This window comes from Maridesulfovibrio sp. (assembly GCF_963666665.1).
In the GTDB taxonomy this organism is placed as follows: domain Bacteria; phylum Desulfobacterota; class Desulfovibrionia; order Desulfovibrionales; family Desulfovibrionaceae; genus Maridesulfovibrio.
On sequence record NZ_OY762999.1, the window covers coordinates 3,634,641 to 3,655,987 of the forward strand.

At 47.7% G+C, this 21,347-nt stretch carries 23 protein-coding genes and 1 pseudogene; 11 read left to right on the top strand and 13 right to left on the bottom strand.

Annotated features, from left to right (window positions below):
- The 7 genes from ACKU40_RS16705 to ACKU40_RS16735 all read right to left on the bottom strand — a co-directional run bounded on the left by ACKU40_RS16705 (position 1) and on the right by ACKU40_RS16735 (position 8,401).
- Complete coding sequence (locus ACKU40_RS16705) at positions 1-1,110, bottom strand: glycosyltransferase family 4 protein (protein WP_320173921.1); 1,110 nt, start codon at positions 1,108-1,110, stop codon at positions 1-3.
- The gene (gene asnB / locus ACKU40_RS16710) at positions 1,107-3,074 is read right to left on the bottom strand and encodes an asparagine synthase (glutamine-hydrolyzing) (RefSeq protein WP_320173922.1); all 1,968 of its coding nucleotides are present in this window, start codon (positions 3,072-3,074) and stop codon (positions 1,107-1,109) included. Before asnB ends, ACKU40_RS16705 begins: the two co-directional genes overlap by 4 nt.
- A 90-nt stretch (positions 3,075-3,164) precedes the next feature.
- On the bottom strand, positions 3,165-4,163 hold the full coding sequence (locus tag ACKU40_RS16715; protein ID WP_320173923.1) for a KpsF/GutQ family sugar-phosphate isomerase: 999 nt from the start codon (positions 4,161-4,163) through the stop codon (positions 3,165-3,167).
- 7 nt (positions 4,164-4,170) lie between these two features.
- Positions 4,171-5,382 (bottom strand): type II secretion system F family protein, encoded by a 1,212-nt coding sequence (locus ACKU40_RS16720; protein ID WP_320173924.1) that lies wholly within the window; start codon positions 5,380-5,382, stop codon positions 4,171-4,173.
- Between the two features lie 14 nt (positions 5,383-5,396).
- A complete protein-coding gene (locus ACKU40_RS16725; protein ID WP_320173925.1) occupies positions 5,397-6,173 on the bottom strand; it encodes a PDZ domain-containing protein in 777 nt (258 codons plus the stop codon).
- 60 nt (positions 6,174-6,233) lie between these two features.
- Positions 6,234-7,145: a response regulator gene (locus ACKU40_RS16730; RefSeq protein WP_320173926.1), complete on the bottom strand. Its 912-nt coding sequence runs from the start codon at positions 7,143-7,145 to the stop codon at positions 6,234-6,236.
- Positions 7,145-8,401, bottom strand: coding sequence for an ATP-binding protein (locus ACKU40_RS16735; RefSeq protein ID WP_320173927.1), 1,257 nt, complete (start codon positions 8,399-8,401; stop codon positions 7,145-7,147). The genes ACKU40_RS16730 and ACKU40_RS16735 overlap by 1 nt, the downstream gene beginning before the upstream one ends.
- Positions 8,402-8,597: 196 nt before the next feature.
- On the opposite strand from ACKU40_RS16735, the gene ACKU40_RS16740 reads away from it, so the two are divergent.
- The 11 genes and pseudogenes from ACKU40_RS16740 to ACKU40_RS16790 all read left to right on the top strand — a co-directional run.
- Positions 8,598-9,962 carry a WD40 repeat domain-containing protein gene (locus tag ACKU40_RS16740; RefSeq protein WP_320173928.1) on the top strand — a complete coding sequence of 455 codons (1,365 nt, stop codon included), beginning with the start codon at positions 8,598-8,600 and terminating at the stop codon, positions 9,960-9,962.
- A gap of 34 nt (positions 9,963-9,996) precedes the next feature.
- A complete protein-coding gene (gspG, locus tag ACKU40_RS16745; RefSeq protein WP_320173929.1) occupies positions 9,997-10,458 on the top strand; it encodes a type II secretion system major pseudopilin GspG in 462 nt (153 codons plus the stop codon).
- Positions 10,459-10,478: 20 nt separating this feature from the next.
- On the top strand, positions 10,479-10,907 hold the full coding sequence (locus tag ACKU40_RS16750) for a prepilin-type cleavage/methylation domain-containing protein (protein ID WP_320173930.1): 429 nt from the start codon (positions 10,479-10,481) through the stop codon (positions 10,905-10,907).
- Positions 10,908-10,909: 2 nt separating this feature from the next.
- Positions 10,910-11,272, top strand: a complete 363-nt coding sequence (locus tag ACKU40_RS16755) for a type II secretion system protein (RefSeq protein ID WP_320173931.1) — start codon at positions 10,910-10,912, stop codon at positions 11,270-11,272.
- Positions 11,272-11,853: a prepilin-type N-terminal cleavage/methylation domain-containing protein gene (locus ACKU40_RS16760; RefSeq protein ID WP_320173932.1), complete on the top strand. Its 582-nt coding sequence runs from the start codon at positions 11,272-11,274 to the stop codon at positions 11,851-11,853. The genes ACKU40_RS16755 and ACKU40_RS16760 overlap by 1 nt, the downstream gene beginning before the upstream one ends.
- Positions 11,840-12,781 carry a type II secretion system protein GspK gene (locus tag ACKU40_RS16765; protein WP_320173933.1) on the top strand — a complete coding sequence of 314 codons (942 nt, stop codon included), beginning with the start codon at positions 11,840-11,842 and terminating at the stop codon, positions 12,779-12,781. The genes ACKU40_RS16760 and ACKU40_RS16765 overlap by 14 nt, the downstream gene beginning before the upstream one ends.
- Positions 12,782-12,830: 49 nt before the next feature.
- Entirely contained in the window at positions 12,831-13,943 is a 1,113-nt protein-coding gene (locus ACKU40_RS16770) for a hypothetical protein (protein ID WP_320173934.1), read from the top strand.
- Positions 13,943-14,455, top strand: a complete 513-nt coding sequence (gene gspM / locus ACKU40_RS16775) for a type II secretion system protein GspM (RefSeq protein ID WP_320173935.1) — start codon at positions 13,943-13,945, stop codon at positions 14,453-14,455. Before ACKU40_RS16770 ends, gspM begins: the two co-directional genes overlap by 1 nt.
- Before the next feature lie 9 nt (positions 14,456-14,464).
- On the top strand, positions 14,465-15,211 hold the full coding sequence (locus tag ACKU40_RS16780) for a hypothetical protein (RefSeq protein ID WP_320173936.1): 747 nt from the start codon (positions 14,465-14,467) through the stop codon (positions 15,209-15,211).
- An 82-nt stretch (positions 15,212-15,293) separates the two neighbouring features.
- Complete coding sequence (locus ACKU40_RS16785) at positions 15,294-15,866, top strand: class I SAM-dependent methyltransferase (RefSeq protein ID WP_320173937.1); 573 nt, start codon at positions 15,294-15,296, stop codon at positions 15,864-15,866.
- 8 nt (positions 15,867-15,874) lie between these two features.
- Positions 15,875-16,132: pseudogene (locus ACKU40_RS16790) on the top strand (hypothetical protein); the annotation flags it as partial.
- Positions 16,133-16,280: 148 nt separating this feature from the next.
- Here the strand turns inward: ACKU40_RS16790 and ACKU40_RS16795 are convergent.
- The 6 genes from ACKU40_RS16795 to ACKU40_RS16820 all read right to left on the bottom strand — a co-directional run bounded on the left by ACKU40_RS16795 (position 16,281) and on the right by ACKU40_RS16820 (position 21,152).
- Positions 16,281-17,375, bottom strand: a complete 1,095-nt coding sequence (locus ACKU40_RS16795; RefSeq protein ID WP_320173938.1) for a DegT/DnrJ/EryC1/StrS family aminotransferase — start codon at positions 17,373-17,375, stop codon at positions 16,281-16,283.
- Positions 17,353-17,784 (bottom strand): FdtA/QdtA family cupin domain-containing protein, encoded by a 432-nt coding sequence (locus ACKU40_RS16800; protein ID WP_320173939.1) that lies wholly within the window; start codon positions 17,782-17,784, stop codon positions 17,353-17,355. The genes ACKU40_RS16795 and ACKU40_RS16800 overlap by 23 nt, the downstream gene beginning before the upstream one ends.
- Complete coding sequence (locus tag ACKU40_RS16805; protein ID WP_320173940.1) at positions 17,781-18,536, bottom strand: glycosyltransferase family 2 protein; 756 nt, start codon at positions 18,534-18,536, stop codon at positions 17,781-17,783. Before ACKU40_RS16805 ends, ACKU40_RS16800 begins: the two co-directional genes overlap by 4 nt.
- Before the next feature lie 112 nt (positions 18,537-18,648).
- The gene (gene fliM / locus ACKU40_RS16810; RefSeq protein ID WP_320173941.1) at positions 18,649-19,629 is read right to left on the bottom strand and encodes a flagellar motor switch protein FliM; all 981 of its coding nucleotides are present in this window, start codon (positions 19,627-19,629) and stop codon (positions 18,649-18,651) included.
- A 133-nt stretch (positions 19,630-19,762) separates the two neighbouring features.
- Positions 19,763-20,593, bottom strand: a complete 831-nt coding sequence (locus ACKU40_RS16815) for a M15 family metallopeptidase (protein ID WP_320173942.1) — start codon at positions 20,591-20,593, stop codon at positions 19,763-19,765.
- A gap of 172 nt (positions 20,594-20,765) precedes the next feature.
- On the bottom strand, positions 20,766-21,152 hold the full coding sequence (locus ACKU40_RS16820; RefSeq protein ID WP_320173943.1) for a MucR family transcriptional regulator: 387 nt from the start codon (positions 21,150-21,152) through the stop codon (positions 20,766-20,768).
- Positions 21,153-21,347 lie beyond the last annotated feature (195 nt).

Genomic DNA, 21,347 nt, shown 5'->3' on the forward strand with positions numbered 1-21,347 from the left:
TTAAAGTCTCATGGCTTTCAGAATGGTCGCATTGACCTTGTTAACATCGAATTTTTCAGCAACATATTCCAGCGAAGCATCACCCATTTTTTGCAAAAGTTCAGGCTGGAGAATGAATTTTTCCATGGCCTTTTCCAGTGCGGAGATATCTTTGACCGGGACCATGAAACCGTTTTGTCCTTCGCGCACAGTCTCCCGGCATCCGGTGGTATCGGTGGTCACGATGGGCCGCCCTGTAGCCATGGCTTCCAGTACCGAGCGTGGAGTTCCTTCGCGATAGGATGGCAGTACGTAGACAGAACAATTCTTTAGTTCCGCACGCACATCGTCAACCGGACCTGCACACTCAACTCCGCTATCCTGCCATTTTGTGATTAAATCGTCACTGATTGAATCCGGGCCGTGGTCATGTGGGCCTACCAGTCTGAATTGGCACTGCGGGTATTTCTTTTTGAGCAGCAGGGAAGATTCTCCGAATTCACGCACGCCTTTTTCTTTTAGCAAACGGGAGACGCAAAGAAATACGGGACTACCGGCAGGAACTAGCGAACTGGTATAGTGTTCTAAGTCTACGCCGGAACCGTTGGTGACGACTGTCGGCTTGCTTTGCGGGATGATGCTAAATTTTTTGAACAAATCCCGGTCATCCGGGTTCTGGAACATGACGGTGTCGTTACAAGCCAGCCCGGCGCGATACATGTTTTTGACCAGTTTGAAGAGTAGTCCCCGTTTGCCGGAAGTCTGCCCGAAGGCATAACCAAGCCCGGTGATCATGGAGTAAATATTTTTAATTCCGGCCAGTTTTGCTGCAACGGAACCGTATATTACCGGCTTGATTGTATAAGAAAGGATTGCGTCCGGTTTGATCTTTTTTAAGATTCTGATCAGAGAGAGTAGAGCAGTCAAATCTTTTATGGGATTCATGCCCTTGCGTTGGATGGGAACTTCAATATATTTAATTCCCATGGCAGCCAGTTTTTCTGGCACTTCGGGAGAGTCCATAGGTGCAATGCCATAGACTTCGTGCCCTGCAGCTTTCATGGCGCACAACATGGAGCCACGAAAGTTGATCAATGACGGACCGTATCCGCCGATGACAGCAATCTTCACTGCCCAATCTCCCAATGCTCGTACCAACTCTGAAACATGAGCACACTCCAGATTTTGTACTGGTTGTCTTTAATGCCGGTTAGGTGTTCATTCCAAGCAAGGCGCACTTGACTTGTATTGAAATATCCTTCCCGGTCCAATCTGTCGGGAGCCAGTAATTCTTCAGCCCAACCGCGCAACGGTCCGCGCAACCAGCTGTCTATGGGGACGCCGAAGCCCATTTTCGGGCGTTCGATCATTTCTTGTGGCACGTACTTGTATAAAATTTCGCGTAAAATATGTTTGCCCTGTCCGTTGTTGATACGCAGGTGCATGGGCAGACGCTGGGAAAACTCCACGATTTCATGATCGAGGAACGGTGCGCGGGTTTCAAGGCTGATGCCCATGGCTGCCCGGTCAACTTTGGTCAGGATGTCATCGACCATGTAGTTGGCTGCATCCATGAATTGCATCCACGCAGTTAGATTATCCTGCGGGGGCTGTAAGTTGGGCTGCTGGAAAGGGCCCCGGAATTCTGTTGCATTGCGAACTACGGCCTCGGGATTGAGCCAGATGGAGGTCAGGTCACGGTAGTATTCAGATGCGGATGCAGCGCCCATAACATCGGCAAGCTTGTGCAGTTTCTGGCCGGGAAGGCGCATCTGCAAGGCGGGCGGCAGAAACGGACCGTACATCTTGAATACTTTGTTCCAGCTTTGCGGGGAAATGTTGGAAATCATCCTTGCACCCATTTTACGCAGGGGAGCGGGAATATTTGCCAGCTTGCGCCACAGTGAGCAGCCTTTGAAATGACGGTTGTAGCCCGCAAAAAGTTCATCACCACCATCGCCGGAAAGGGCCACGGTTACGTGTTCACGGGTCATCCGCGAGACAAGGTGGGTAGGAATCTGTGAAGAATCTGAAAAAGGTTGGTCCCAGATTTGCGGAATCTGGGGAATGATGTCCAGAGCGTCCTGTGGTGAAACGTACAGCTCAGTGTGTTCGGTGCCGATATGCTTGGCTACGGCCTTGGCGTCGTTTGCTTCGTTGTATGCTTCATCATCAAAGCCTATGGTGAAAGTCTTAACCGGAGCCAGTGCGCATTGCTGCATCAGGGATACGATAAGTGACGAGTCCACACCGCCTGAAAGGAATGCTCCTAGCGGCACGTCTGAAATCATTTCCCGTTCAATTATCTTGAGCAGCAGGTCTTCAAGTGTATCGACGATCGTTTCGTCCGGGGCGGTGAAAATTTTGTTTTCAGCTTCGCGGGCGCAGTTCAGTAGGGACCAGTAAGGCCGGGGTTCCATAAGTTCCCCGTCTGGACGTAAACAGGTCCATGTACCGGGCATCAGAGAAAAGGTGTCTTTGAAAATAGTGCGCGGCCCGGGAACATAACAATAGCGCAGATAAGCGGCCAGCGAGTCGCGGTCTACTTCGCGGTTGAAATATTTTTTGTAGCCCATGAGCGCTTTCAGCTCCGAGCCGAAAAGGAAATTTCCGCCCTGCAGTGAGTAGTAGAGTGGTTTTTCGCCCATGCGGTCACGGGCAAGCAGCAGGCAGTGTTCTTTGCGGTCCCAGATGGCAATGGCAAACATACCGCTGAAACGTTTCAAGGCTTCTTCAAAGCCCCATTGCTCAACAGCCTCAAGCATTACTTCGGTATCGGAATGGCCGCGCCAGCCCGGAAAACCTTCCACTTGTTCAAGTTCGGCACGCAAATCGCGGTAATTGTAGATTTCGCCGTTGTAGACCGTGACGTAGCGTCCAGATTTGGAATGCATGGGCTGCACCCCTTCTTCGGTCAGGTCAATAATGGCAAGGCGGCGGTGATCAAGTCCTACACCCCATTCAGGGTCGGACCATTGACCGGAACCGTCCGGACCGCGCATGTTCTGGGCGTCGCCCATTTTACGGGCAATGCGTTCCAGACGAGTTGCATCAGATGAACGGCTAAGATCAATAAAACCAGCGATTCCACACATACTTGCCTCCGGCGGCTTAAACCCTTTTGCAAAATGGTTTAAGAATCCCAAAACCTTTTGTTAGGTTTCGCCGCGTGAATATAAAAACTGTTAATTGCGTGTGTTATCCGCGAACTTAAGTCTGCCTTTGCCCAGCAAGTCATGCAGATGGATCATACCTGTTATCGAGCCTTGTTCATCTACAACGGGCAGTACGGTGATCTCTTTGGATTCCATGATGTCGAGCGCCTGCGCTGCGGACATGTCCGGCGTGATACGCAGGGGATTTTCAATCATGACTTGGCGGGCGGAAATTTGCGTATTGAAATTACCGGAACAGACCAGTCTGCGCACATCTCCATCGGTGATAACACCGGAAAGTTTTTCTCCATCAGTCAAGGCAACCAGTCCCAGTCGTCCTTTGTCGAGCACGGACAGTGCTTCGGAAAGGGGACCGTCCTGCGGAGCGGCGGGGATGTTGTCGGTGTGCATAAGTTCACTGATACACAGGGTCAATCTGCGGCCCAGCGATCCTCCGGGATGAAATTTCTTGAAATCCTGACTGTCAAAGGCCTTGTGGTCCATGAGGCAGACGGCCAGAGCATCACCCATAGCAAGGGCTGCGGTGGTGGATGAAGTTGGTGCCAGTCCGTAGGAGCAGGCTTCGCAGGGGACTTTGGTCCTGATTACGATGTCCGAGAGGCGTCCCATGGTGGATTCAATTTCCGAAGTAATGGAAATGATTTTGGTGCCGAAAGAACGGATTGCCGGAAGCAGGGCGTTGAGTTCATCAGTTTCTCCGCTGTTGGAGATGGAAATGACAACGTCTTCAGCACGGACCATGCCGAGATCTCCGTGCGCGCCTTCAACAGGATGCAGGAAAAAGGACGGCGTTCCGGTAGAGGACATGGTGGCGGCTATTTTGCGTCCCACCAGCCCGGACTTGCCCAGTCCGGTGATAATTACCCTTCCTTTGCAGCCGGCCAGCATTTCAACTGCCTTGGCAAAGTTCAAATCGAGTGATTCGCGGATGGAGGCGAGGCCGTTTTCTTCAATCTGAAGAACTTCCTTGCCCCGTTTAATGAAGTCGGAAAGTTGTTTATCGGTCATTTGTTACCTATTTTACGAGCGAGGTGAGGTCGAATATCGGGCCCATGATGGCGACAACAATAAAAGCAATGAGCATGCCGATGAAAAGCAGCAGCATGGGTTCAGCAAGTGCGACCACACGTTTCATGAAGTTGTCCACATCCCTTTCGAAGATGGTGCCCATTCGTTGTAGAAATTTGCCCAGTTCCCCGGATTTCTGTCCGGCGGTGAGGGTTAGGATGTAGATGTCAGGATAAATTTTTTGCTCGGCAAGCACTGTGCTTAGGGATCGACCGGTGGCAACCTCTTCACGGGCTTCGGCCATTTTCTTTTTGAAAAATGTTGAGTTGACCGCGTTGGCGGAGCTTTCCATGCCCTGCACAAGGGGAATACCGGCGTCAATCTGGAAACCGAGAATGCCCGAAAAGCGGGCAAGGGTGGATTTCTGGACCAGCGGCAGTTTCCAAAGCAGGCCGTCGATCTTTTCCCGGAATTTAGGCACGGATTTGTAGGCGCTGACAAAGGCGAAAATCAAGCACAAGGGGATGATCAGGGCCAAGGGACCAAGGTTTTCCAGAGTATTTCCTAGTGCCACAACAATTTTTGTGGAAGTGGGAAGTTCTCCTTTAGCGGCTTTGAATATGCCGGTAATCTTGGGCAGAACTTCAGAAAGCAGGAAGTAGACCGCGCCCATACCGATGAGCAGGATAACCACAGGATAAACCATGGCGGTCATGAGGCGTCCACTTACTTCTGCGCGTTCTTCTTCGTATTTTGCAATGTTTTCAAGTACGTCTCCAAGCTTACCCACTGATTCAGCAACCTGAACCATACCGACGTAAACCTGCGGGAAAATTTTAGGATATTTGGCAAGGCATGATGAAAAGCTTTCACCTGACTGGACTGCATCGCGGATTTCCATCCATGTATGACTTGCTTTACCGCCGCTCATGCGGGCCATCATATCCAGAGACTGGGCCAGTGCGGTTCCGCTTTGGAGCAGGATGCCGAGATAGTAGAAGGATTCTCCCAGCCTGATCTTTCCGCTCATGGAGATGGAAGAAGTCAGGTTTTTGGTGGAACTCTTTTCTTTTTGTCCTGACTTTACCTGCTCAAGGCGCAAGGGCATGAGGCCTTTGCTTTGAAGAGTGGCAAAAGCTTTGGACTGGGAAGAGGCTTCAACAAAACCTTTTTTCTTTTTTCCTTCCTTGGTGACGGCGCGATACTGATAGGTGGGCATTTCTAATCACATTCCTACTTAAGCTCAACGATAAGGGAGAGCATCTGTCCATTGCGTTCAACATCAATGGATATAGCGGAAGCACCACCGAGAGAACTGTATACCTGCAGCAACTTGGTCGGTCCGGTGATCATTTCTCCGTTAATACGCATGAGTACGTCACCATTTTCAAGACCAAGCTTTTTGAGCAGGGAGTTAGTTCTTATGTTGGTGACTCTGAATCCCTGAGTTTTGCCACCTTTTGAGTTGGGCTTGAATAAGGCTTGTTTGAGGAACGCATTGGGGTCGTCAAGAATTTCTTTGGTCTCAGCTTTGTTGACAGAAATTTTGTTGGTTTTGCCGCGTACAAGCTTCAGGCTCTGGACCTGATCCCACATAGCTACTTTTTTCTGCTCGCGGCCATATTTCCAGATAACATACTGGGGTTTGATTTCAGCAAGAGTCCAGCCTTCGTGTTCCTCTCCTTCGCGCAAGATGACGGTTTCATTTTTGATTCTGAAAACGGCCATATCTGTCTCTCCAGTGAGAATGCCGACCAATATCCATGTAGATGGGGTTACCGTGGCTTTTTTCTGGATTTCGGCAGGGTTGTCGAGTCCAAGGATATTTTTTTCCAGAATCAACTTGGAATCTTTTTCAATCTTACTGGCTGCGTCAGAGGAAAATGATTGTCCGAGGATAGGGGCCGTCGGTTTGGGCAGCGGGATAAAGGACGACACAAGGTAAGCCGTAGCCAGCCCGAAAGCGAGCGGCCACAGCCATGCCGGAAATTTGGTGGCTTTCAACTCCATATAAAAATATATCCTAAAAAGTTTTCCAGAGGCATCACAGCGTTGGAAAATTTAAAATTACTATTCTTCTATTTCAGCGTAAGAATGGTAGTTGTTTTTAATCCACTTGTCCATACCCTTGGTGTCGTGGTAAATGTCCAATCTTAGAAGCCTTTTTCTGACAGTCTTAGCTGAGCTGTAATAAAAGAGCCTTACCTTTCTGGATAGTCGGGCGCTGAAAACGTTCTGGGTTCCTTTAACCTTGTGGATGTTCATGCCCGGTGTTCCGGTATCCTGCACGTCAAAGCGGATCAGGGTTTCAATGACCTTTTTAAACAGCTTGAACTGGGTGGAGTAGACTTTTTCAAGATCAGCAATGAAGCTAGGCAGGGCTTCACTTTTTGTGAGCAGGGATTCAAGTATTTCAGTTACTTTTTCAAATCCTTTCTCGGATCCGGTACCCTTCTCGGTTCTGCTTTGTTCTTCCAGTCTTCGTTGTTCATCCTGAAGCTGTTCCACTTCTTCTTCCAGCAACTGGTGGTAACCCTTAACCTCTTCCATTTGGGCCATAAGAGTATTGACCTGCTCAGCAGTTTTCTTGCTTTTCCCAAGATAGAAATGGAGCATACGCAGTAGGTGGTCTTCGGTTACCGGCTTGGGGATGAAGTAGGTAAATACATCGGATTGGGCTTCGTCTGTGGCCTCAGCATCCATTCCTGTCAGCAGGATGACAGGAATATATGGATATTCTTCACGAATATAAGGAAGGATATCAACGCCACTAAGTCCGGAGCCTTCGAAGTGTACATCAAGCAGGATAACATCCGGTTCTTCCTCGGATTCCTTCAGGAATGCCAGAAAAGAGACAGGGTCGTAGAAAGATTCATGTTTCTCAAGGATTCCCGCATCGCGGAGGATGGAAACAGTGTATTCGTGCAAACGCGGGTCATCGTCTGCCAAAACAAAAAAATACGGGTCCTGTTCCGGGGTCATTATTTATCTCCTGCTGCTGGAATAGCCCCTGCGGGACCGAATGTCCCCAAGGGTATGAGTATGGTCACTTCAAGGCCTTTGGAACCTAAAGTTTCAGTGTTTTCTGCTGATATGTCAAAGCCCATATTGTCTCCGAAAAATTTTACAAAGACAGTTCCCTGTCCCATTGCATTGCCATTGCGTTTGGCGGAAGGTACGGCTCTTTTGAAAAGGTCCTGTAATTTGTCCTCAGAGACTCCACCGCCCGTATCAGTTACTAGCAAGCGAGCGTAATTACCTTTTACATCGGCTGTTATAGACAGGCGGGGTTTGAATATTTTGAATTCAGCGCTGCCTTGGCGGAGCAGTTCTATTTGCCTGAGCTCCATGGCGGTCTGGCTGTTTCTTATCAAGTTGAGCAGGATTTCCCATGTTTTGTATTGGTCAACCAGAACTTCTTCTTCCCTGATCATCCATTTTTTAAAATCAAATTGCAGGTCCAACCTTGCCCGAGAGTATTTCCGGTCTTTTTCGAGCCTATCTGTAAGTTTTGCTGCCAGTTCGTCAAGACCTATCAACTGCGGTTTAAAAGAAAGTCTTTTCTCCAAATCGCGGAGGTGTTCGATAATACTTTCTTCAAAAGGGGTTACTATCTGGTTGTACAATTCCCTTTCTTTAACCTTGGGCAGATCGTTGACAATGGTATGAATCTGGGATTTCCAAGAATTTTGGAGCACCATAAGTTCATCCTTAACCATATTTGCCTGAGTAATCATGTCGTCAGTAAGTTTTTCCGTGGCGACCATGAGTTCCAGTTGTCTGCGTCTTTGGCGTTCATCGCGGATGGATTTTTCCCGTTCCACTTTTTCCCGGTCTGCTGGAGATTTGCGTTTGGTCATTATAAACATAAAAACGATTGCAACCACATAGAGGGTCATAAATGACCGGCTTAGGAAAAGCTTGGAAGAGAAGTTACCGGTCATATGCAGCAATCTTGAAAAAATGAAGGCAAAGAAAATATTGAAGAATCCGACATAGGTCATGGTTTCACGCCCCCCGATCCTCCAGGAAAAATAAAGACTGGAAACTACCAAAAAAATGCAAAAAATATAATGTCTTGCAATGCTGTCAGTTATAAGGTCGAAGAGAACGTAGGCGAGTACATAGAAGCTTGCCAGTATGGGAAGCCGCCAGCTTGTATTATTTAATTTGGACCTTGATTTTTTCCCGTTATATCCTGACAAGTAATCCACTATGCTTTTATCTTTCTTTTTCATTTCGGTTTGCCCTTGAAAGGTTGGTCGCTGTTGGCTTCTTGTGCCGCAATACTAGGTTCTGGGCAAGGATAGATTTGTGGCTGTGCTTGACTTTTACACGCTCTGCTTTAACACAACCTGTTATAAAGTGCGATTGCATTGCCCATAACCCTGTTTTAAGGTCTTTTCAAAACTTCTTCCTGAAGATGAAGGAACTATGAATAAAAAATCAATCATTATAGCCCTGACAGCTCTTATCGTGATTGTTTCCGGATGTGCAAAGCAGCCTTCTCCGGAGACGGATGAACCTACGATTGTTACTGATGGCAGCTTTGATGTGTCGAAGCTTGTGGGTAAAACTCCACTCAGTCTTGCCGGTTATGTTGAGTATGCAGCTTCTCAGCAATATTCTTCGTTGGACAGCATTTACAATCGTCCCCCGGAAGATATGGCCGGAAATTATATTGTGCAACTCAGCAAAAGCAACGAAATTGTGAATCTGGATGAGGATGTTTCTACCTTTATACATGAAGGCAGTGTTCTTGCTTCAGGCGGCAAAAATGGAGTTGTCCGTTTGTACGGGGGGCAGGGGTGTGCTGCTGTCCAGGCCGCTTCAAATCCGGTTAATTCCGTAGCATGGTTTCCTGATTCTCCCTATTTGGCTGTTTCATCCGGTCAGGGTAAGGTTGTCGAAATATTTAATGTTAAGGAATGTGCACGGGTGCGTATTCATGACGTGAACAGCACTGTAGATATGTTCGCTGTTTCTCCCCGGGGAAGCTGGCTGGCTTTGATTGATGAGGCCCGCAGGTTATGGGTCGGCCCGCCTAATGGAAAATTGCGCAAGATCGATCGTTTTACCTATCAGCCTCTTTCCCTGACCTTTTCCAATGAAGAAGGTATCCTCATGGGTGTGGATACTACCGGGAAAATGGTCATGTGGAGTCCGCTTAAATTGACTCGAATTTTTGATCAGAAGATTAAAGGCGGGCCTTTTAAATCGGTTAAAGCTTATGGCCCCCATCTCAATATTGTTACAGAGAAGGATCAGCGTTTTCAGTGGGATGTCAGTAAGAGGGTAAAGTCTCCTTTCTTTGAGCAGGAAGATGGTTTTTTTCTCAAGAACGGGGTTTTGTTTTACAAGTCCCCGCGCAAACGCTTTTCCAGAAAAATTCAATTTAAGCCGGTTTCTTTTAGCGTGGAACGCTCTCCGTCAGGCAAGGTCTACCGGGTCAGCGATGTGGATGGAGCGATAAGATACTACTCTTCGCTGGATGGCAGTCCTCTCAAGGGGGAGTATGATTTTGCCGACTGGAAGGAAGTTAAGATAGAACGCGATTATTGTTTTGCCGAGCGAGGCCGAGAGTTCTCGCTAGCAGTTCCCATTGCACAGCGAGAATTTCAAAGGTTGTATTGCAGGTATATACCAAGTAAAGGGTATTACCTCTGGTGGAAAAAAGTGGCCCGTCCGGACGACTATTTTAAGTCACGCGGAATGCTTCCTCGTCGCTCGGGAATTTCTGTTGAAACTCCGCTTGAGTGGGAACCGTTGGAGAGAAAACGTATTGATATCAGGGATTAATCCCTGAAATGATAATAATTAAGTAGAGGATATTATGCAGGAAAAAAGAGTTCGTATTGCAGCCCTTAAAAAGGGGCAGCGTGGTTTCAGTCTTATCGAGTTGATGATTGTAATTGTTATCCTCGGTCTGTTGGCTTCAATGTTGGTTCCTAAAATTATGGACCGCCCCAACGAAGCAAGAGTGACTAAGGCTAAGATGGATATGAAAGCCCTTGATTCGGCTTTGAAGCTATATAAGTTGGATACCGGACGTTATCCGACTACTGAGCAGGGACTGCAGGCTTTGATTACCAAGCCGGAAACTCGTCCTGTTCCACGTAACTATCGTAAAGGTGGGTATCTGGATTCTACCACTGCTCCTGTTGATCCTTGGGGTTATGATTATATATATAGAAGTCCCGGAGAGGAAGGACGTCCTTATGAGCTGATTTCGCTTGGTGCTGACGGTATGGAAGGCGGAGAAGATTACGACGCCGATATTAAGAGCTGGGAATAAACAGGTATAATAGAAGTCTTATGGATATGCATGCTGCCCGTCGTTTCTCAGGCGGACTGACTTTCATAGAACTCTTAATAGTTCTATTTATAGTGGGCATGGGCTGGTTTACGCTCATGCCCAATCTTGATCTTGCAGGAGACCGGGGCGATGACAGCTTGAGCTCTATTAATGCTTTGATTTATGAGGCAAAGACGGAAGCAGTGGAAAAAGACTCCCGGCAGTACGTGTATATCGATTTTGAAAATGGATTGCTCAAATGGAATGGCGAGGAGGTTGCTCTGCCTTCAGAGGTGTCCAGCGGACATTTTAATGAATATCCAGTTGATGACAGTGGGATTGAGTTTGTTATTTACCCTGAAGGTTTTAGTGACGAGGTGCGTTTGGTCTTTGTGGATGGTTTGACCGTTGCTCTGGACCCACTGTCGGTTCGTTTTGTGGAGATCTAGCTGTGGCGTGCAAGAACGGTTTTTCACTTATTGAGATCATTGTGGCTTTGACCATTGCCGCTACGTTGTCTATGAGCTTTTTGGGAGTGCAGAGGCAGAGCGCACTTATGGCCCAGTCATCAAAAGATTCATGGAATGTTCTGAATTTATCACAGGATGTTTTGGGGCATAAGTATCCGGACAGGTTGAATGTTGTATCCACCGGTTGGGTTTCATGGCCGGGACCTCCTGAAGGCAGTTTCAGGGTTGGACTTGAGACCGTTTCATCTACCGGAAAAGGGTTTTATACTCTTGAAACCCGCAGTGATGACTATACTCTTGAGTGGAAGATTTATCGGGTATCCCACAAGAAGAAGCTGTTTTAATGATATATTTTCAACGTAATCATACCTCTCCTGAATCCCAGAAGGGTTTTTCGCTTATTGAAGTACTTATCGGATTGGTTTTGTCTGGTTTATTGATGAGTATGGTTGCTATGGTTCTGGGACAGTCGGTCACCAATAACGAGGTTGTCCGATCTAGTGCCGGACTTTCTTCACGCATGTTTACTTTGCGTCGCATTTTGCATCGCGATCTGCAGAATATAATCCCCGGAAGACCTTTAGGTGTTGAGGGTAATGGATTCAGTCTTGAATCTACACACAACGTCATGTTGAAGGGGGCGGGGCCAATTCTTATTAATTGGGACTTTTCTTCGAATATGGTTCGTAGGAGTGAGAAATCTTCCAGTCTTGAATTTGAGAATTCTTTTTTTCTGATGCGTGGCCTTAAGTCATGGGGGATTGAATTTCTTGATGCAAATAAAAATGCCTGGATTTCGCGTTCCCAGTTGGCTGCTAGAGCTATGAGCGGTAAATCCGTGATTAAGGCATTCAGGCTGACGTTGAAATTTGAAGACGGCCAAGATGTGATGATTGTCGAGAGGATTCCATATGTTAGGGGATAATCCAGACAGATATTCACGTGGGGTGGTGTTGGTCATTGTACTGGTGTTATTTATGGCTTTGTCTGGTTTAACTCTTATGACCATTGAAATCAGTTCACGTGGAGCGGTGGAAGCCAGCCGGATGCGTAGTGAGTATGAAGCCGGATTTATGGCTGAAGAAGCTCTCTATATGATCTATGATTTACTTAAAGATGACAAAACGCCATTTTCTGACACAGCGCGTGAAGAATGGGCCAAGAAGTGGAGTGATGATGGACTTGAAATTGTAATTACTCCCTGTAACGCCAAAATTAATATCAACCAGTTGATTAAAGGTCGCGACAGAAAAAGGACACTCCAAATATTTAGCAGCCTTCTTCCTACGGGGGGAGATGTTAGAACTATGGCGGGAAGTCTTGGAGTCTGGACAGGAATTAACGCGGATCCTAAGCTGGAAAAAATAGATAATTTCTTTTATTCCTCACATTCTCCTTCGTATACTCCGCGTGGAGGGGAATTGAAAATCCCGGAAGAAATTTTACTCGTTCGGGGATGGGAAGAGTTAGATCAAGGCTGGGTGGATGAAATGCTTACTGTCTGGGGAGCGGGCCGTCTCAATATAAATTTTATTTCACGTGATGTATTGCTGGCATATTTTCCTGAACTGGGGAAAGGCGTTGACAGAATTATGCATTGGGCCAGAACGAGGGGTTTTACAGACTTAAGTCAGGTGCTTTCGGTTATCGGTATACAGTCTGATTCTTCCCTATATAAAAATATGACTAATGAATTGGTCGTTAAGTCAGACTATTATGAAGCTCGGGTCACTGCGTCTGTGGGTGGGTGTACGGTGGTGAAAAGATACATCATTCGCAGGCAGAGTGCTCTCGAAATAGGAGATCCGGAATTGGTTTTCCAGAACGATATTTCGGTTACCTTTGCAAAATGATCAGTAAATGGACAAACACACTGCTAACAGGTATAGGACAAAGCCATAGATGGCCTTTAAAAAATTAGTATATATTCTTTCATTCAAGGGGAATGAATACGAGTGGATGGTGTTTGACGGACGTGACCTTATCGAATCGGACGGTCCTGCTGATAAAAACAAACATCCGGTCGTTGCCCTTTTGCCTGATCCCCTCTTCTTTTTTTTCAAACCCCGCGGGGCAATTAAGCCCCGTCATGCAAAGTCCGCGACTATGATGCAGATGAATTACTCCTTCCCGGTGCAGGGTGGAGAATTCAAGGTTCTGCGTCCATCCGGAGATGCTGTGCTGGGTTATACCGGGCATGATCTGCTTGATCGTTTTCTGGAACGGCATCGTGAGGTGCTTGCCAAAGCTACTGTTCTGACTACGGCTTTTGCTGTTTGTTGGAGGGCTGCGGTTGCTGAGGGACTGTCTGTCTGGAGTTGGAAAGGTCAGGGAATGCGCATTCTCGCCTGCGCGGATGAATTGACCTATTTCCGTGGTCGTGACGAGGAGTTCAATAGTCGGTTTGAGCGTCTGGGTCTGGATGGTGAGCCTGAACTCATGGATCTGGGCAAAGCATGTGATGTTTTTGCTAAAAAGAAGATTCGTTGGGCCAGACTGAATCTGGTTACCGGTAAGCGTTCCGGTTCCGACAAGTCCGTGACCATTGACTATAAGCCTTATGCTGTTGCAGCTGTATTGGTTTCGTTGATCGGGTTACTTTTTATTTCGGGGCAATATTACCGGTGGCAGCAAAGTCAGGTACAGGCTAAGGAGTGGCGCACTAAGCTTAAGGAAGTTTATGTGAGCGCTCTCGGACCTAATCCGGGTTCTGACCCTTATGGAAAGATTCTTTATAAGCTGGATCAGCTTAAAAGCGGTGGTGAGAGCGGCGGGGTTGATGTGCTTGGACTGCTTGCCGTGTTAAGTGACAGCGCTCCGGTGGGTATTGAGATTGAAGGATTTTCCCTTGGTGCTGATTCCGGAAACATCCGGGGCAAGGTCAGCAGCTATGAAGATCTTGACGGTATGATGGAAAAGCTGTCCGCCAATAGCCAGTTTAATTTTGTTCTTGAACAGGCCACCAACATTGAAGGCGGCATAAGTATCAGCCTGCGTGCTGAGTATAACCGCTAATGTCAGGTAGTGTGATGGATCTGGAAAGATTTTACATTTGGCAGGACTGGCCTGCAGATAAACAGAAGCTTTTTTTTACTGCGCTTGTTGCTGGTTGGGCGCTGGTTCTTTTTCTGGTCTGGTCCGGACTTGCTGAGTCCCAGTCCAAGGCTGAGAGAGTCACTCTTGCCAGTAAGCAGCAATACGCCAAGATAGTACCATTGGTTGAACAGCTCAAGGCCGGTGAATCTTCCCGTGGTGCGCTGGTTGACCGGGAACCCATGACTGCCGCTCAGCAGGTTATCCGTGACCTTGGTCTGGACACAAGGCTGACTTCTCTTCGTCCATTGCAGGGCGGGGGAGATTCCGGACAGGGTGTCCAGGTTTTGCTCGAATCTTTGAATTTACCTGAACTGATCGCTCTGATGCGCGATTTTAATGTGCGCGGAGCTTTGAAGGTTACAAATTTTAATATTAACCACAGGCTGGACTCTCCTGAGCTGGCAGATGTGCAAATTATTCTTTTCAGGTAGGTCGGCCGGATGAAATTCATTCCAAATATTTCTTTTAATTTTTCTTTCAGGAAGATTTTCAAAAAGTTTTTCCTTTTTCTGGCTGGGCTACTTCTAGGTGCTTTCCTGTTTATGCCTTGGGAAGTTGCATGGTCTCAGGTCTTCAAGCTGGCAGATGCAAAAATTTCCAAAGCTACAATTCAGTGGGGTGATTTTGTCAGTGCCGGGCCGTTATCTTTCGAAGTGACTGATGTGTACGTGACCACGAATAAAGGTCTGACCGTTACCGTGCCGCAACTTGGCGTGTCCTTAGGCTTCTCTCCTCTTTTGGAGGTTCGGGTAAAGACCGGGCCGACTTTGACTGCAAGATTATTTCAAACCAAGTCTTTGACCATTGGCGGCGGGGTTGATTTGGCTAAACTCATCCAGATGGATGGTTTGGGTGGTAAGGTGCGTATTACTTCCGATGTCGGCTTTCCTGAATGGGGTGCTCCGCCACATACCGGCAGCCTTGTGGTTCGTTCCGATGCGGTTGAGATTCCTGGCGGACTTGTTGCCGAGGATGTCAACGTGAACGCAGTCCTGGCCGGAAAGCAGCTTCAGCTCAATTCTTTCAGTTGCGGACAGCCTATCCCGGTAACAGCAAAGGGTAGTGCTACTTTGGATTGGAAAAGGCTTCCAAATTCATCATACGCTATAAGCGGTACCACTACCTTCGGGACCACCGAACGGCAGTTCTCTAAGTCCGGTAAGCTTGATAAGTATCTCAAGTTCTAGTTTTACTGCGTGATTTTCAACATGTGTTCGGTTATTCTTGTTGCGGGATGGACCGTAATTCTTTTGTGCGGGTTGAAGCTAAATGATTTCCAATAATATTCTATCTTTTGCTAAATCAGTACTGTGTGAAGTGCTGCAGCCGGGGTGTATAGTAGTCGATGCTACTGTGGGCAACGGTTATGATACTGTTTTTTTGTCAGAAAAAGCAGGTCCGAATGGTTATGTATTCGGATTTGATATTCAGGAAGATGCGGTTAAGCAAACCGAACAGCGTTTAAATGAAGAGTGTCTTCCCGAAAACTGGACTATTTTTCATTCCGGTCATGAGCATATGCTTGAGCTTATTCCTGCAGAGTTTCACGGCCGTATAAATGCTGTAATGTTTAATCTCGGTTTTCTGCCCGGTAGTGACAAGACCGTAATCACCAAGTCCGAGACTACACTGGCGGCAATTAAATCCTCTTTAGAGCTTCTTGCCAAGGGCGGTATGCTCTGTATTGCTATTTATGCCGGACACCCCGGCGGAGATGAGGAAGACATAGCTGTGCGGGAGTACTGTAACGCACTTGATTATCACGCCTATCGGGTTATCCAGAGCGAAATGATAAACAAGCCCGGTTATCCCATACGCATGTTGTTTGTGACTAAGATTTAAATATTACCAGATTTGTGATTGTTGACCCTGATTCTGAAAAGCCGGAAGTTCAGGAAGGTTTCAAACGCGGAGCTGTTCACAGCTTCGCCCGTCACAGCCGCCTTGAATTTACTGATCTTTCGTTTGCCGGCGGATTCGCCACGGGCAGCAATATCTTCAAGGCCCTTGCTATCGGCACTCCATACGCCAAGAGGATCTTCACGGGGCGAGCTATGATGATCCTCGGCTACCTTGGTGCAAGCATTGAGGGCGTCCTTTACTCCGAAAGTGCGGTAACCGGGATCAAGTTTATCATCGACGTTATGGATGAAACAGCCAAAAAGATTCTTGATATGTAAGACTCTTAAGCTATGAAAGAAAAAGGCGGAGGACCGGTCATGGTTCTCCGCCTTTAATTTTTAATAATTGGGGCTGCTAAAAAAAGGCCTTCACAACTTCCACAACCCTTTGGGCGTCTTCCTCAGTCATGTGCGGTCCCATGGGCAGGGAAAGCACTTCGCTGTGGATTGCCTCACTGATGGGCAGGGAAAGATTCTCCATTTCCTTGTAAGCTCCCTGCTTGTGAGGGGGAGTAGGGTAATGAATGGAGGCTTCAATCTTGTTTTCAGCAAGATGCTTGATCAGTCCGTCGCGGTCCTTGCAGCGAACTACAAAGAGATGCCAGACAGACTGGATTTGTTCTCCGACGACCGGGAGCATAAGCGGGGTGTCCTTGAGTCCTTCAAGGTATATGCTGGCTACAGTCTTGCGGGTCCAGTTCCAGTTGTCCAGCTTATCAAGCTTGACGCGCAGGAACGCGGCCTGCATTTCATCGAGTCTACTGTTGAAGCCCTTGCATTCATGGACATATTTTTCAGTTGAGCCGTAGTTGGCAAGCTTACGTACCCGTTCGGCAATCTTGTCGTCCATGGTGGTAACGGCCCCGCCGTCACCGAAAGCACCGAGGTTCTTACCGGGGTAGAAGCTGAATGCCGCTGCGTGGCCCAGTGTGCCGGACATACGGCCTTTGTAAACCGCGCCATGGGCCTGTGCTGCGTCAGTGACTACAAACAGGCTGTGCTTTTCCGCAAATTCCATGATCGGGTCCATGTCTGCTGGTTGGCCGTAGAGGTGGACCGGGATTATGGCTTTGGTTGCCGGAGTCAAAGCTTCTTCGAGCTTGGCCGGGTCCATGTTGTATGTTGCTTCCAATGGTTCAACCGGAACAATGTTGGCTCCGGTACGGGTTACCGCCAGCCATGTGGCGATAAAGGTGTTGGAAGGCACCAGAACATCGTCGCCGGGACCTACTCCGGCAGCGCGCAGGACCAGTTCAATTGCCTCAAGGCCATTACCGCAGCCGATGCAGTGCTTTGCTCCGGTGTAGAGGGCGAATTCCTTTTCAAAAGCTTTTACTTCGTCGCCATGAATAAACCAGCCCGATTCAAGAACCCGCTTTGCTGCAGCGTCCATTTTCGGGGCCAGTGCCTGGTAAGTCCAGCCTACATCAAGAAATCTGATTTGCTTCATTTTCTTTAACCGCCTTTATGAATTCATCATAGCTGTAGTAATAGTCGCTCGGATCGTAGTATTCCGAGGCCAGCACCAGACATACGGAACCGGAGGAGAAGTTTTCGAGTTCACGCCAGGTCATGGTCGGGATGTACAGGCCGTAGTATGATCTGTTCAAGGAGAACTTGGTCTTGGTTTTGCCATCATCCAGAACCACGTCAAAGCTGCCGGAAGCAGCGATAATATACTGCCTGAGCTGCTTGTGGGCGTGACCTCCGCGGGTTTCACCGCCGGGAACGTCGTATAGATAGTACACCCTTTTGATATCAAAAGGAATATGGCGGCTGTTTTCAATAAAAGTAAGGTTGCCTCTGTTATCCAGAATCTTGGGCAGTTCAATAATTTGCGGTTTGTCTTCTTTAATCATTTCTTGTCCTTCATTTCCAGTTCAACCAGTCGGATATACTTCTGAAAAGTATAGAAAAAGCCGTGCAGTGCGACTATGAATCCGGCCCGTCCGTCAAGGAAGCCTGCCTTGAGTATATACTGTTTGAAAAATTTGCCAAATCCGTGCCCCAGTGCTGATCCGAGGGAGCTGCGTTTGCCCCGTGAATAAAGGTCTTCTGCAGCATCCTGAGTGTAGCTGTTGATTTTGTCCAGATGCTGGAAAAAATTATCATACGGGTAGTGGATGATGTCCCCTGTAATTTCACCGGACCTGTTCTTGGGGCGTAATTCTTCGTGGGGCCTGATGCCGCCGATGGTGATGCAGTCTTTTTTGTAGAGACGGAAAAGTTTATCCGGGTACCAGCCGCTGTGCATGATGAAACGGTCCAGATACCATGAGCGGCGCGGGCAGTAATAGCCGTCCACATCATCAGGATTCTGCAGCTTGGCGGTTATGGAGTCGCGCAGTTCCGGTGATATTATTTCGTCCTGATCTATGGTCACTACCCACGGTGTCGTGATTTGGGTAAGTGCGAATTTATGCTGTTCAATAGCTCCGTTCCAGTCGTTGTGGACAATGCGGGCATTGTGTTTGTGCCCGATTTCAAGGGTTGAGTCCGTTGATCCGGAGTCGATGATCAGTATTTCATCACAGAAAGAGAGGCTTTGTAGACATTCATCCAGCAGCCTTTCGCCGTTATATGTAAGTACTAGTCCGGTTATTTGGGTCATTGGCGCCTTTTATTTTCAAGAGAATAAAGAAATACATCAGGTCAACCTATGGATTGTAGGCAGGCCCACGGCGTGAGTCAAGAAAGTTCAGATTTGTTGATGCGCTGTGCGCCTATGTCATCTTCGGTTCGATGGCTTGGGCAATCTGGAAGGCGCGGTTGGCCTTAACCCGTCCGGGGGAACCGAGATATTTGAGGACTCCGCCCACTTCACATTCGAGAAGGTCTTCTTCGTCAGTATCGAGCAGCAAAAGGTCGCCTTCTTCAAGGTTGAGCAACTGGCGACCGGTTATTTTGGTCTTGCCGAGGCGGACCAGCAGATCTACCGGTGTTTCCAGAAGTCTTTCTTTGAAACGGCTGACCCAGACATGGTCGATTTCCAGACGTTCGGACTGGAATGATGCGTGCAGTTTGGAACGGATGGGTTCCAGAGTGGAGTAAGGCAGGCAGACGATGAGTGAACCGATGGCGTTTTCCAGTTCAACTTCAAAGGTGATGACCACAACAACGTCCGAAGGAGGAACAATAGCCGCAAACTGCGGGTTGACCTCGGAACGAACCAGTTCGAGGTGAACTTCATGTACTGGACGCCATGAGTCTTCAAGGTTGGACAGGGCGATTTTTACCACCCGGTCTACAATGGCCTGCTCAATAGGCGTAAAGTCGCGACCTTCTACCTTGGGTTGAGAACCGGAACCGCCGAAAAAGCTTTCCACCAGCGCGAATACCAGACGGGAGTCAACAACGAGGATGGCATTACCGCGCAGGGGATCCATCTTGAAGATTGAAAGAGATGTCGGAACGGGCAGGGAACGCATGAAGTCCCCGAACTTGGACATGTCGATGGAAATAGGGTTGATGTCGACCCTTTTGCGCATGGTGTTGGCAAGGTTGTTGGTTGCCAGACGTGCGAAACGGTCGTTAACGATTTCAAGAACAGGCATACGACCGCGGATAATGCGGTCCTGGTTGGCAAGGTCAAAGGAGACAACACCGGAATCATCATCCGGTATGTCCTGCTCCGCTTCAACCTCTCCACCGGAAAGGCCCCTTAATAGAGCATCAACCTCGTCCTGCTGCAGAATTTTACTCATGCTGATTAAACCCGTCTCAGTTATCGTTCATGTGACCCATCAATGAATTACAATTAGCCATTTTTGAGCACAAAGTAAACGCGCCAGCTATACATGTATTTTCTGTATCGTCCTAAAAAATAAAAACCTTTAGTTAAACCTTAATATGCCATGGTTCAAAGCGCACTCCGAGCAGGTTGTTTTCGGGGTAGCGCAGTTGCAGATAGCCGTGTTCACGCAGTTTGATGCAGGTTCCTGTCTCAGCAAAAAGCGCACTGAAGTTGGCTGCTCCAAGTCCTTTTTCCCCGACATCAAAATCACCCACTCCATGGTAGGAGTAGCCCGGAGGAGCCAGTGAACGGGATGCCAGTGAAAGGTTGCCCCCGTTTGCTTCGGCTTTGGCAAGAAAGAGAATGAACTGTTTGGCCACTCCGCGTACCCCGGAAGTAAGGTACACATTGTTGCCCAGTTCCTTACGGATTTTGAGATATTTATTGTACGGTTCACCACGGTAGAGAAAATTACCGGTGCGTGGAACTTTAACCAACTCCTTGCGGGAGATGGATGCAGTCAGTTTATCCACAGGCTTTTCGCCGAAAAATCCGTAATTATGAGCGTCGAAATGAAATGTCTTATCTAGGAATTCCAGTTCCTTCTTGTTGAATGAACCGATAGAAGAATAGTCACGACCTAATTTCAATGTGTCATCAAAGTCCAGTACACAAAAATTACCGAATCCGACAGTGCGTTGCACTTTCCGCAGCCTGCTCAAGGAAGATTTAAGCAGCTTCAAGTCTTTATCCTTGAGGATGATGTCACCGGGCTGGGGGGTATCGAAGTTGGCCATGCGGTGCAGGTAATCCTTCAGGTCTTTTTCTTCCACTGCGCGGGTTATTTCCTGCGCTCCGGCAAAGCTGGAAAATCCGCACAGCCCTGCGCCGGCGGATATCGAGAATATGGATTTCAGGAATGTTCTTCTGTTCATATGGATGTGTCTGCCCGGATCATGTTGATAACATCAGGTTCGTCTTTTTATATAAAACAGAAATCAAGTTGTGAAAAGGGATGGATGAAGGGTTGCGGGATGTATAAATAAAGCGCGGAAAGCCTTAAGACTTACCGCGCTTTTCTACCAATGGAAATGTGCTTTAAAAACTCTATTTACCGCGTTTGGTCCAGAGTTTCATTTCCTTCATCTTTTTACGGCGTTCACGCTGCAGAGATTTGCAGACCAGAGGAGTTTTTTTCTTGAGGCCGTATTTTTCACGGTATTCATCAGAGGTAAGACCGTGGGAAGCAAGGTGCTTCTTGGTAATGATCTTAAAGGATTTTCCGCATTCACAGCAAACAATGGATTTTTCCTTAATGGATTTTTTGGGCTCGCATGCGGGAGCTTCTTCCTGCGCGGGGATGGTGTTTTCAGCAATGGCCTGAATGCCGGCAGAGAGTTTGCGGACCATGGAAGTCATCTCTTCTTCACTCATGGTTCTTACGCTTGCTTGTGCTTTGACTATTTCCAAAGCTTCTTTCAGATAATCTTCCACTTGGAATCTCCTTTGAGGATTATTTTTTAACTAACTTGGCGTTGGAAGAAATAGGGATAAAGTACTTTGTAGTAGCTGTCAAATACATTAAAGAGAATCTTATGAGGATTTTTATATAATAATGAAAGATACATGAGTGGTAGTATTAAATTATTATCCGGTTGAGTATTTTACATTGAAAAAGCATGTTCAAAA